An 11,624-nucleotide genomic window follows, 5' to 3' on the forward strand; every position below is an offset into this window, starting at 1 on the left:
AGGCCGGGTGTGTCAGCCCTCGGCCTCCAGCCGAGCGCTGATGTCCTCACGCAGCCGTGCCTTGTCCGTCTTGCCGACCGCGGTCAAGGGCAGTGCTGGAACCTCGACAAGGCGTTCCGGCAGCTTGAACCGGGCCAGCCCGCTGTCCTCCAAGTACTTGCGGATCTCCCGCAGAGGCGGCGCTCCCTCGTCACCGCCCACCACATACAGGCAGACGACTTCGCCCAGCACCCGATGCGGCATCGCGACAGCCGCGGCGGCCCGCACACCGGGATGCGCCAGTACCAGCGCTTCCAGTTCGTCTGCCGGGATCTTCTCCCCTCCGCGATTGATCACGTCCTTCAGCCGCCCGGCGACCACGAAGTTCCCGGACGGGTGGCGGCGGACGAGGTCGCCGGTGCGGTAGAAGCCGTCGGCGGTGAACGACGCGACTGCCACGTCACCGTGATACGCCGTGATGACTCCCGGCCCCCTGACCAGAAGTTCACCGATCTCACCGTCGGTGACGCGTCGGCCCTCGTGGTCCACCACGAGGGTTTCGTCACCCGGGGAAGAGGGCCGCCCTTGGGTGGTGAAAGCCACGTCAGGTGAGTCGTCGAGCCGGGTGAAGTTCAGCAGGCCCTCGCTCATGCCGTACACCTGCTGGATCCGGCAGTCGAAAGCGCCGGCCAGTTGGACGGCCGTGGATTCGTCCAGGCGCGCCCCGCCGATCTGCAGCACCTGCAGACTCGACAGGTCACGACCGCTGGGAGTGGCTCTGGCCATGAGCCACTGCCGGGCGAGCGCGGGAGTGAGCGCGCAGTGTGTGACGCGTTCGCGCTCGATCAACGCCATGGCCACGGCCACATCGTCCGGTGCGGCGAGCACCACCTTCCCGCCGCAGGCGAGCGTGCCGAGAATTCCTGGACTGGAGAAAGCGAAACCGTGTGTCACGGGCAGGACGGCGAGAAACACCGATTCAGGTGTCAGCCCCGACACCGCCGCCGAGGTACGGATCACGTGTCCGAGCGCCTCGTGGGTGCGGGCAATGGGTTTGGGCGCGCCCGTGGTTCCGCTCGACAGCAGGAAGAGGGCGGTGTCCGAGGGGCACCGGACCGCATGCGCGGGAGCCGGATCCGCGGGAGCCGGATCCGCGGCCTGGACGAGATCGTCGATGCTCACACGGCCACCGGCCGGGCCGGTGATGCCCGAGACGAGCAGGGTCCGTACGGACGGATGCCGCTCGCGGAGCTTCTCGGCGAGCCTCAGGTGCTCGAAGCGCTGATGCCGGGCCGGTACGGCCAGTGCTGTCGGCGCCAACGCGGTGAGTACCGGTCGGAGTTCGTGTTCGCGCAGGGCGGGAAGAGCCAGAACCGGGCACGCACCGAGCCTGATCAGCGCGAGGACCAGAACGACGATCTGGACCTGGTTCGGTAGTTGCACGAGTACGTTCTCGCCGGGCCGGACGCCGGTGTGCGCCAACCGTGCGGCGCAGCCGGACACCGCCGCTTCGAGTTCGGCCCTGGTGAAAGCGCGGTCGCCGCCGACGAGGGCCGCACGGTGACCTGCATGCACGCGCGTGCTCAGCACGAGATCGTCCAGGAACTCCGGACGCCACCAGCCGCGGTCACGGTACTCCCCGGAAACACCTGCGCCAGGAAGGCGTTCGCCGACGGTATCGGCGAGTTGCCTCAGGGTGTAGTCGTGCTCGGTCCAGAGATCGACGCGTGTGGCGAACCGATCCGCCAGCTCGACCTGCAACTGCGTGAGGTCGACGGAGTCGAGCGCAAGATCTGTACGCAGCCGTGCGTCGTCGTGCAGCAGCTCTTCCTCGATTCCCAGGTCACGGAGGATCTTTCGTACTTCTTCGATGCCCGTCAACCAGGCCTCCCTGCTTCAGGAGCCGTTTCCCTCGCGGTACGTGCGTGGTCGGTATTCCCAGTGCTTTCCGCCGCAAGACCGGCGCGCGGGTGCAGTGGGAAGCGCGTGCGACCGCGGAGGCGCAGGAAGTGGGTGGTGCCGGCTCTTGCACGCCCTGCACTTTCCGTGTCCTTCATGACACTCTGTGCTGTCCCACCGGGTGTGCTATTGGAGCGTGATGGACCCATCGAACAGCGGGACGCTCGCGGTAGCGGGCGCGAAGATCTATTTCGAAGTACGAGGTGAGGGACCTCTCCTGCTGCTCATCGGAGGGGGGAACTCCGATGCGGCTGTCTACAAGCGCCTGGCTGCCATCCTGGCCTCGGACCACCGAGTCGTCACCTATGATCCGCGGGGCAACTCACGCAGCGTGCTTGACGGCCCCCCGGTGGACCAGAGGGTCGAGGAGCACGCCGACGACGCGTACCGGCTGATCCAGCACCTCGTCGGCGCCGACGAGCCCGTGTACGTCTTCGGAAGCTGCTCGGGCGGACTCATCGCGCTGGAACTCACGATCCGCCATCCAGGCAGGATCCGGCTGACCGTCGCCCACGAACCCCCCGTTCTGAGTATCCTTCCCGACGCCGGACGGCACTTGGCACTCCTCGATGACGTCTGTCAGACGTACCTCCGTGAGGGCATGGCACCAGCCCTGGTCAAGCTGCAGGCCCTGCACGGCGGCCGGCCCGCACCGGCCCTCCCCGAGGTACACGACAACACCGACTTCTTCCTGACCCGCTTCGTCCGCCCGTTCACGCGGTTCGTGCCCGACCTCACCGCACTCGGCGAAGTGGCGCACAAGGTGGTGTGGGCCGGTGGCCACGCCTCACGCGGGGATCTCGTGCACCGCCCCGTGCTCGTCCTCGCCGAGCGGTTCGGCCGCGAGTTGGAACTGTTCCCGGGCGGGCATGTCGGATACGCGAGGTACCCCGCCGACTTCGCCGAGCGGCTCGTCGAGGTCCTCGCCACCGCACCCGGCGCGGTGGACTGTCCGCAGGGGACCACTGGCGGAGGGACGTGACGTGCGGATCGTGATGGGTGCGCAGAACTGTGGCTTCGGTCCGGCCTCCGAGCTCGTCGCGGTTTCCCGGCAACTTCCCGAGCACGAGCGGGTGTTCGTCGGCGACGGCGTCACCGCTGTCTTCGCCCGGCGCAATCCCGACGCCTTCGACGACGTGTACGACACCAGCGGAATGCCGGAGAAGGCCGGGGTGGAGGTGACCGACGATCTGCTGCGGGGCAGCGATCACGTGGTCTCCGTCATGGACGCCGAGCTGGTGTTCCGGGCCGTCGTGGCGCGGCGGCCCGTGACCATGGTGGACAGCCTGTTCAGCTTCTGGCAGCTTGCACGATCACTGGACAGGATCCGCGAGCTCTGCGCGACCATGCCACGCTCCAGCTACGCGGCCGCCGACCGTCATCTGGCGGGCCTTTCGCCGCACGAGCGGGTTGTCGCCGCTCACTTGCTCGCCACACACAGCGTCGTGCAGAACTTCCCCGGCGTCACCGAGCGCGCAGCCGAATTGGCCGGTCCGGGCACCGGCTCCGAGGTGCACCGGACCGGCTCGATCATCGACGTCGACGGACTGCGGGACGTCGTGCGCACCGCCGAACCGGAGTACGACCTGCTGATCAATGTCGGTGGGTTCAAGAACTTCCTCCTGGACTTCGAGGTCAACAACGACTACTTGCGCCTGCTGCACCGGTGGATTCCGGACCTGCTGCGGGACTGGCCCCAGTTCCGTCGTGTCCTGGTGTGCGGCGGCCCGTTCGGCGAGGGCCGGGAGCGGACCTTCTCGGCCGTGGGCAGGCAGGCCGACTGCCGTTTCCTGCGTCAGCGTGAACTGCTCCAGGTCGCGGCGATTACTGCGGACTACCTGCTGGCCCCCGGACTCACGGCACTCCACGAATCGATCGCCCTCGGGCGGCTGCCTCTGGCGATCCACGAGCAGCACTACGCCCATGTCTTCACCATGCGCGCACTGGACGGCACGCTGTTCGGTCGCAGCGGTGGCCGCTTCACGGACGTGGTGCCGTGTCACCCGTTGCCGGAGGACGACTTCACCGGCACCGCGGCCCTCGTCGAGCTGGCCGGCCGTATCCGGGAAGACGCGGGGCTCTACGCGAAGTACCGGCGCACGTTCAACGAACGCATCGAGCACTACGTCTCACTCACCCCACCGCAACGACAGCAGGGTGTCGAGGAACTCGGGAAGCTTCTCGACGGTGAGCCGGTCCACTCGGTGATGACCGAAATCCTGGGCACATCGCGCGCTGCGTAGCGCGCGGCGACCTCGTACTTCAGGTATGCGGGCAGAACTGACCGCCGGCGCCCGACGCTGTGGCGTCGCGTGGGAAGAGTGCCTGGCGGGTCAGGGCTGGGCGGACAGGCGTGGAGCCGGGTGCGTCTCAGGCGTTGGCCCGGGGTGCGCCGGGCCGAGGTGGCGGAGGCGGTCTGTTCGGCGTGCGGTACGAGCAGGCCGTGACGGACGGAGACGGCGTTGTGGGAGTCGACGGCGGGTTGATGCGCGGCAGCGTTCCCTTCTTGGCCGTGCGGTGGCCGAGCGCGCCGACGCTGGAACGGGTGCGACGCGGGTCGGTGCCGAGAGAGCGGTGGGCGAGGCGGCAGGGACCGGCCGGTCCGTGGCCTTCGTTTGCCGGAAACCGGGTTTGCCCGGTGACGGCAAGGGTTGCAGTCGGCGCAGGCCCGGCAAGCTCCACGCCGACAAGGGCTACGACTACGCGCACCTGCGGAAATGACTGTCCCAGCGGGGCATCCGGCACCGCATCGCCCGCAAGGGCGTCGAGACCTCGCAACGGCTCGGGCGGCACCGCTGGACCATCGAGCGCACCATGTCCCGGCTCGCCGGCTGCCGCCGCCTGCACCGCCGCGCGAACGCAAGGCCGAACACTTCCTCGCCTTCACCGCCATCATCTGCTACCGCAGACTCACCCCATGAGACCACGTCTTGGGCGGTTCGTCTGTCCGTCTCCACGGGGAGGGCATCGCCAGCGACGCGAGAGCGACGTCGCGGCAGTTCCGGCAGCGAGTATCGGATGAGAACCGTCGCTGTGTGCCTACAACAAACCGCCTTGCAGAACACGATCGAGCGCTGCCCGGCCTGCGGGTCCCCATGCCGGCTTGCCACCAGGAAGGCCCCGGTCTCCGTTCTGGCCCATCAGCATGAGGAACAGGCTCTTCAGGGCGGCCAGCCCGCGGGCGCGCCGGATCGTGCCCTGGTCTGCCTGCGCGTATACGTCGAAGAAGCGTGAGGCGGTGCCCGCGGGAAGGATGACCCATGCGGCCGCGAGGTCCCACGCGGGATCGCCGGCGAACATGTCACCGAAGTCGATCACGCCCGAGAGCGTCCCGTCCGAGACGACGACGTTCGCCGGATGCAGGTCGCCGTGCACCCAGAGCGGCGGACCCTCCCACTCGGGTGCCGCGACGGCGTCGTCCCAGACGGCCCGGACCTCGTCGGTGAGGTCGTCGGGGACGACGGCGCGGAAGAAATGGTCGAAGCCGTCCGTGCACTTCTTGGGATGGTCGCCGCGGTCCTCACTGATCGGCGCGTCGGCGGGCGCCTCCACGTGGAGTGCCTTGAGGAAGCAAGCCAGTGTGTCGGCCGCGTGGTCGCCGCGGCTGATCGAGGAGTAGTCCAGCGGCTCGCCGGGAACCCACGTCATGACGGTCCAGGGCTTCGGGAAACGCGCGGACGGTTCACCGATCCGCACGGGGTTCGGGACCGGGAGCGGCAGTCGCGGGACCAGGAAGGGCAGCCACCGGCACTCCTTGCGCTGAAGATCCGGGGCACGTCCTGTACGCGGCATGCGCACGGCCAACTCGTCCCCAAGGCGCCACTGCTGGTTGTCCCAACCGCCCGCTACCTCGCGGATGGCCAGCCCCGCAAGGTCCGGATGCTGCTCCTGCAGCAGGTCATGGACCAGGTCTGCGGTGATCTCGATCTCGGAGTCGGTCATACGAAGCCACCGTACTGGAGTCGGCGCTGGACCTGCTGGACACGATCCGGGGAGTGAACCGGGCGGTGACGGAAGTGATCGTGGCCGAGACCGGGGGTGACATGGCCCGGTTCCGCTCGGCCAAGCACCTGGCCTCCTGGGCCGGGCTGTGTCCGGGGCACCACGAATCGGCCGGCCCCGGGTCCGCAGTACCCGGGGCCGGCCCGGCAACCCCTACCTGAAAGGAGCGCTGGGGATGGCCGCGTTCGGAGCGGCACGGACCAAGGGCTCCTTTCTGCGGGCACGCTACGAGCGGCTGACCGCTCGCCGCGGCCCGATCAAGGCGCTGGTCGCCGTCGAGCACTCGATCACCACCGCCATCCGGCACATGCTCGACGACAACGTGCCCCACCAGGAACTCGGCGACAGCTACTTCACCCAACGGGATCCCGAGCGGGCCGCACGCCGAGCCGTGTCCCGGCTGAACGAACTCGGCCACCGCGTCGGTCTCGACCCGATGGACGCCGCTGGATGAACGAGCGTGGCCGAAGCCCCGGCGGAGACGACTCCGACCGGGCCGACGCCCCTGCCCGAGAGAGCACCCACCTGCGGTTGTTTACGCGTCAGAGTCAACCTGGGCGTCACAGGTCACGTCCTCGGCCGGCAGGCGGCCGGTCGCGAAGTACGTGTTGACGCTCGCATCGACGCAGGCACTGCCGAACACGCCGTACACCGCATGCTGGTCCGTGCCCCGCAGGGTGACCAGACGGGAGCTGGGCCAGTTCCGGTGCTGTGCGACGGCGCCCGGGTAGATGGTGCGCGGGTCCCCGGTGGCGTTGACGAGCAGTGCCGGGAAGTCGCCCCTGATGGTCGTCCGGGCCTCGCGCGGCGGGGCCCAGAAGGCGCAGGGGCCGATGTTCCGCGCGACGGGGGCGAAGAGCGGGTCCTGTGCCCGGGAGCGCTGGATGTCGCGCCAGTACACCTCCGGGTCGCGCGGCGCGGCCACGTCGCCGCACAGGATCGCCGACTGCACGCTGCCGTAGGCGGACTCGGAGCCGGTGAGCACGAACTTCAGCGTGTCGGTGAAGTCCGGATCGGGCACGACGCGCTGCCCTTGGGCGGCGAGGCTCATGTCCCGCACGGCCCGCGCCAGAGCGCCGTGGGCATCGTCGTTGTCCTGGGAGAGACCGCTGAAGACGATCGCCGGGACGGTGTGATCGTCCAGCCGGTAGGAGCCCACCTTCAGTGGCGCGCGCGTCGCGGCGGCCTGGATGCGGTTCACCGCCGCCAGTACGGTGTCGCGGGTGCGGCCCAGACCGTACGTGGTGTTCCGGGCGGCGGTCCACGACGCCCAGTTGGCCAGCGCGTGCCGGTTGGCCGCCTCGGCACCTCGCAGCAGGCGGGGTGAGTACCGGCCGGGGTCGATCACCCCGTCGAGGACCATGCGGTCGACACGGCCGGGGAACAGTGTGGCGTACACCTCGCCGAGGTAACTGCCGTAGGAGTAGCCGAGGTAGGAGATCCTGCGCTCGCCCAGCGCGGAACGGATGATGTCCATGTCGCGGGCGGTGTTGCGCGTGGTGACGTACGGCAGCACCGGCCCCTCGAACTTCCGGCAGCGCTGCGCGAGGTCACGGGCGAACGCCGTCATGCGGTCGAACCCGGCGCGGTCGGCACCCGCGCCCTGGATCGAGGTGCCCGTCGGCCAGTGGCAGTCCAGCGGGGTGCTGCGGCCCACGAAGCGCGGGTCCACCCCCACGACGTCGTACCGTGCGCCGACGTCCTTCATCGTCTGGCGTATCCACGGCGCGTCGCCGAGGGTCTGGCCGCCGGGGCCGCCGCCGTTGAGCAGCAGCGGGCCGACGCGGTGAGGGGTGTCGGTGGCCCGGATCCTGGAGATCGCGACGGTGATGGTCCGCCCGCCGGGGTCGTCGTAGTTCAGCGGGACGGTGACGTCGGCGCACTCGGCGCCGGCCTTCTGAAGTTCCTTGCCGGTGTCGTCGTTCGGTCCCTGGACACAGCTCTTCCAGGCGAGGCGCTGGTGGTGGAAGCGGGCCAGGGGGTCGGCGGCGCCCGTGGCCGCGGTGGCGGCGGGTGCGGACAGCAGCAGGGGGACGGCCAGGGCGAGGGCCGCGCAGAGCGCGGTACGGCGGCTCATGAGTGTGTCCTTCCGGAAGGGCGGTCCTCGCAGAACGCGGTCTGCACGACGTCGAGGAAGTCCTGTTCGGCCTGGAGCGTGGAGGGCACCTGGTTGAGCGCGACGGACACGCTGCGCCCGCCCGGGCCGACGGCGGTGAAGGCGCGGTGGCCGCCCGGTACGGTCCCCGCGTGTCCCCACCACACGCCGCCGCAGCGCAGCGGGGTCGAGATCAGGCCGAGACCGTAGCGCGCCCCTGGCCAGAGCCGGTCGGGGTCGGCGGCCACGGTCTGCCGCATCGCGGCCAGTTGGGCCGGGGGCAGCAGGCGGCCGGAGAACAGGGCACCGGTGAAGCGCGCGAGGTCGGCCGGTGTGGAGACGAGTGCGCCTCCGACGCCGCCGAAGGTCATGTTCCAGGCGGTGCCGTCGACGCGGCGGCCGCCCTCGTCGGTGAAGTAGCTGCGGGAGTGCTTCCCGTGGAGGCGGAGGTCGTCGCCCGGCCAGTACGTGTCGCGCAGCCCGAGCGGGCGCAGGATGCGGCGGGTGATCTCCGCCTCGGGGGCGTTGCCGGTGACCTCACGGATGATCAAGCCCGTGATCAGGTAGTTCGTGGTGGCGTAGTGCCAGGAGGACTGCGGACGCGGGAGTTCCAGGGCGCGGGCGACGAGTTCGCGCGGCTCGAAATGGCGTCGCCGCATCCGTTCCGGGTGCTCCCATTCGGGTGCGGCGAAATAGTCGGGCAGCCCGCTGGTGTGCTGCAGAAGCTGCCGCACCGTGATCCGGCGGCCGTCATGGCCGTGGGACCGGATCAGGCCGGGCAGGTAGCGGTCCACCGGGGCATCGAGCGACAGCCGTTGCTCGGCGACGAGTTGGAGCACGACGGTCGCGGTGAACGTCTTGGTGACGCTGCCGGCGCGGAGGCGGTCGGCCGCGTTCATCGGGCGTCCGGTGCGCAGGTCGGCCGTTCCGGCGGCCTGCGTCCAGCGGGTGCACGACGGCCCATCGGTGTGCGCGGGATCGGTGACCAGGACAGCGGCTCCGGCGATGCCGTCGCGCGCGACCAAGGTCCTCACGGCCTGTTGCAGTTGCCGGTGGTCACCGCAGCGGACGGCTGTCGGTGGACGGGATTGTGAGAACGCCGCCGGAGCGGCGGACAGCACCAGGCCGGCGACCACGGCCGCGACGCCTGCCCGCCGGACGGTCGGGGATAAGGAAAGCATGGTCAGCCACGGTAGGCAGGCCCGGGCGAGCACTCACTCCGGCTGGCAGGTGTCTTGCGGGGGCGCCAACCCCCGGTGACCGCCTATGGCCTTCCCCACCCTCGGCCCGTGCGTCTGTGCGTCTGTGCAGGGATCCTGACGGGGGATCGCCGACGAAAGCGTGGCGGGAGCGGGCCAGCGGCATCGGCGTCGAGCTGCCGTCTTCCGCGTCGTGTGTCAACGCACCGTGGTGGAGCCGGTGGAGCGTCCACCCTTCCAGGTTGCCGACGTCGTCGGGGAAGGCGAGGGGGTTGGCCGGCAGCCGGGTGCTCTCCTCGAAGATCCCCTCCGCGCGACGACAGGACAGCCTCGCGCGGCCGGTCGCCGGGCAGGTGTCCAGGGCTGGGGTGCGGGCAGGAGCTTTGCGGTCGGTGAGGAACAGCGGGCCGTGAGCGCGGCCGGCGATGAGCCGGGACAGGAGCTGGGTGGTGCCGGACTGCCAGTGAATCCATTCGATGGCGCCGCCCTTGGAGACGACCCGGCCGCGCACGTCGGCGGGGAACAGCCCCTCGACGCTCAGGCACAGAATCTCCTCGGCCCGGGCGGCGCTCGATACCGGTCGTGGGGTCGGCCTCGATCCCGCCCTGGGCATGCCACCAGCCGATCGCCTTGCGTGCGATGGACAGTTCGCGGTTGACGGTGTCGGCGTCCCTCTCGTCCGCCCGCGCTGCAGCGGGCTCGGCGAGCACCGGCGGCAGGGCAGGGTCGTCGATGGCGGTCAGGCCGAAGGGGGTGGGCGTGGCGCCGCGGCGGGCCGGTCCGGTCGGCGCCGTCTCGCCGCGCAGCATCCACCCCCAGGTGGTGAGCGAGATCCGGTAGATGAGGGCGGAGGACTTCGCGATACCCGCGCCGGTGCGGTACCGCTCGACCGCCGCGGCGTACGACGACGGCGGGGCCGCCAGCGGCACGACCCGGGCGCGCGGCATTCGCAACGCGCCCCCGGACCCTGGTAAAGCCCCCCCCGTTCGATTTGGCCGTAGTTGTACGAGAACAGGGCCAAATCACCTGGTGTGCTGGAGGCGGGCTACCACTGGCAGTGAACGTGGGTGCCGTGGCCCTTGTCGCCGGGGCCGAGGACCAGCGTGGCGCCGAGCTTGCGGCAGGCGTTCATGAGCCCGCGGTGATCGGCCTTCTCGCCCACGTGACGGCCGTTGATCCAGGTCACGTCGACCGCGCGGCCCGCGTAGTGCTTGGAGGTACGGCTGTGCTCTCCGCCGACGAGCTCGGAGATCTCGAACTTGTAGTGGTGCTGGGTGTTGAGCTTCAGGACACCGTTGAGCATCCGCGTGTCGAGCGCGACCCGCGCACCCTTCTTGTGGCCCCACGGGCTGGTCTTGGCCAGGCGCCCGTTGGAGACGTCGACCAGATTCTGCTGCGGGAGGGACGCCTTGTCGGTACCGCCCACGTGCGCCTTGGCGTAGGTGATGCCCTTCGCGTTCAGGATGGAACGGGCCAGCCGGGCCGACTCACTCGCCGGCTTCGCGGGTGTGTGGTGCCGGGCTGCTTCTCCGTGCTTCCCCGGGGAGGGCTCCGCTGTCGCGGCCGGCCCGGCAGCAAGAGCGATGGCCGAGACCGTCACAGCGACGCAGACAGCGAGACGCTTCATCGATGGGTCCTCATTCCTCTATGGACGGCAGAACTGGTCAAGAGGAAAGCAGGTGACCAGGCGATTTTCGGCAACCCGGCAGGTTTCCCACCTGATCGAGCTACCTCCGCGTCAACACCCCGTCGCACACAGGGGACCACCACGAGTGAGCTGGGGTCGCCCTTCCGGGTGAGGGCTCACCCAGGGCGGCCGGCAGCCCAGTTCCGCCGGCATGCGGGGCGGCCGCGTGCGGCCACTCACCAGGCCCACAGCTTCCGCGTACCTTCGCACGGCGGGGCAGCTTGGTGGACCGCCCCGGACTGAGCAAGGGCTGCACGTAAGCCGGTCGTCACCACGAAAGTGGTACCGGAGACTGAGTCCTATGAGTGGCTGTCGGGCGAACGGCCCGGTGGAACGCGTCGAGGCATTCTTCAGGGAAAGCCTCCGCCTCGGCGCCGAAGGCGCACATCGACCCGCCGCCGCCCTCATGGGCGCGGGTCTCCCTCCGGCCTGCCAGGAACGGCTGATGGAACTCCATCTGGAACAGGTCGAACCGTTCCGCGCAGCGGTCCGACAGCTCGGTGCCCCCGAGCCCGCGCTCACGGCGGATCTGATCGCCGGGATGCTGCACACGGCCCTTGCCGCCGTCGACGGCGGTGCTCCGCTCGATACGCTCACGGAGCGCACGCTCGTCCTGGTGCGCCGCTGCCTTGCTCCGCTCGGCAGCATGGTCCACGCACCAGAGGAAGGTCACTGAACCTCCTTCACTGTGCCGGCGGGTGAC

The 11,624-nt window shown here is 69.9% G+C and carries 9 protein-coding genes and 2 pseudogenes; 6 read left to right on the plus strand and 5 right to left on the minus strand.

From position 1 onward, the window contains the following. Positions 1 to 12 precede the first annotated feature (12 nt). On the minus strand, positions 13 to 1,860 hold the full coding sequence (locus RH94_RS10905) for an AMP-binding protein (RefSeq protein ID WP_234425684.1): 1,848 nt from the start codon (positions 1,858 to 1,860) through the stop codon (positions 13 to 15). Between the two features lie 217 nt (positions 1,861 to 2,077). Here RH94_RS10905 and RH94_RS10910 point away from each other — a divergent pair, with 217 nt between their 5' ends. From RH94_RS10910 to RH94_RS41290, 3 genes and pseudogenes are all read left to right on the plus strand, one after another. Then, positions 2,078 to 2,920 (plus strand): alpha/beta fold hydrolase, encoded by an 843-nt coding sequence (locus tag RH94_RS10910; protein WP_073947417.1) that lies wholly within the window; start codon positions 2,078 to 2,080, stop codon positions 2,918 to 2,920. A 1-nt stretch (position 2,921) separates the two neighbouring features. Next, on the plus strand, positions 2,922 to 4,181 hold the full coding sequence (locus RH94_RS10915; RefSeq protein ID WP_073947418.1) for a hypothetical protein: 1,260 nt from the start codon (positions 2,922 to 2,924) through the stop codon (positions 4,179 to 4,181). Positions 4,182 to 4,587: 406 nt separating this feature from the next. Next, positions 4,588 to 4,859, plus strand: a pseudogene (locus RH94_RS41290) (transposase); the annotation flags it as partial. Between the two features lie 118 nt (positions 4,860 to 4,977). Here RH94_RS41290 and RH94_RS10925 read toward each other — a convergent pair. Beyond that, positions 4,978 to 5,880, minus strand: coding sequence for an aminoglycoside phosphotransferase family protein (locus tag RH94_RS10925; RefSeq protein WP_073947419.1), 903 nt, complete (start codon positions 5,878 to 5,880; stop codon positions 4,978 to 4,980). An 80-nt stretch (positions 5,881 to 5,960) separates the two neighbouring features. Between RH94_RS10925 and RH94_RS46610 the strand changes: the two genes are divergently transcribed. Then, positions 5,961 to 6,101, plus strand: a complete 141-nt coding sequence (locus RH94_RS46610) for a transposase (protein ID WP_407697296.1) — start codon at positions 5,961 to 5,963, stop codon at positions 6,099 to 6,101. Positions 6,102 to 6,115: 14 nt separating this feature from the next. Further along, entirely contained in the window at positions 6,116 to 6,394 is a 279-nt protein-coding gene (locus tag RH94_RS10935; protein ID WP_073947420.1) for a hypothetical protein, read from the plus strand. An 81-nt stretch (positions 6,395 to 6,475) separates the two neighbouring features. On the opposite strand, the gene RH94_RS10940 is transcribed toward RH94_RS10935, so the two are convergent. From RH94_RS10940 to RH94_RS10960, 3 genes are all read right to left on the minus strand, one after another. Next, on the minus strand, positions 6,476 to 8,017 hold the full coding sequence (locus RH94_RS10940; protein ID WP_073947421.1) for an alpha/beta hydrolase: 1,542 nt from the start codon (positions 8,015 to 8,017) through the stop codon (positions 6,476 to 6,478). Then, on the minus strand, positions 8,014 to 9,216 hold the full coding sequence (locus RH94_RS10945) for a serine hydrolase domain-containing protein (protein WP_079188983.1): 1,203 nt from the start codon (positions 9,214 to 9,216) through the stop codon (positions 8,014 to 8,016). Before RH94_RS10945 ends, RH94_RS10940 begins: the two co-directional genes overlap by 4 nt. 1,063 nt (positions 9,217 to 10,279) lie before the next feature. Further along, on the minus strand, positions 10,280 to 10,861 hold the full coding sequence (locus RH94_RS10960) for a hypothetical protein (RefSeq protein ID WP_073947422.1): 582 nt from the start codon (positions 10,859 to 10,861) through the stop codon (positions 10,280 to 10,282). Between the two features lie 376 nt (positions 10,862 to 11,237). On the opposite strand from RH94_RS10960, the pseudogene RH94_RS46315 reads away from it, so the two are divergent. Further along, a pseudogene (locus RH94_RS46315) lies at positions 11,238 to 11,597 on the plus strand (TetR/AcrR family transcriptional regulator); the annotation flags it as partial. Positions 11,598 to 11,624: the final 27 nt, after the last annotated feature.

It is taken from the genome of Streptomyces kebangsaanensis, assembly GCF_001906585.1.
In the GTDB taxonomy this organism is placed as follows: Bacteria; Actinomycetota; Actinomycetes; order Streptomycetales; family Streptomycetaceae; genus Streptomyces; species Streptomyces kebangsaanensis.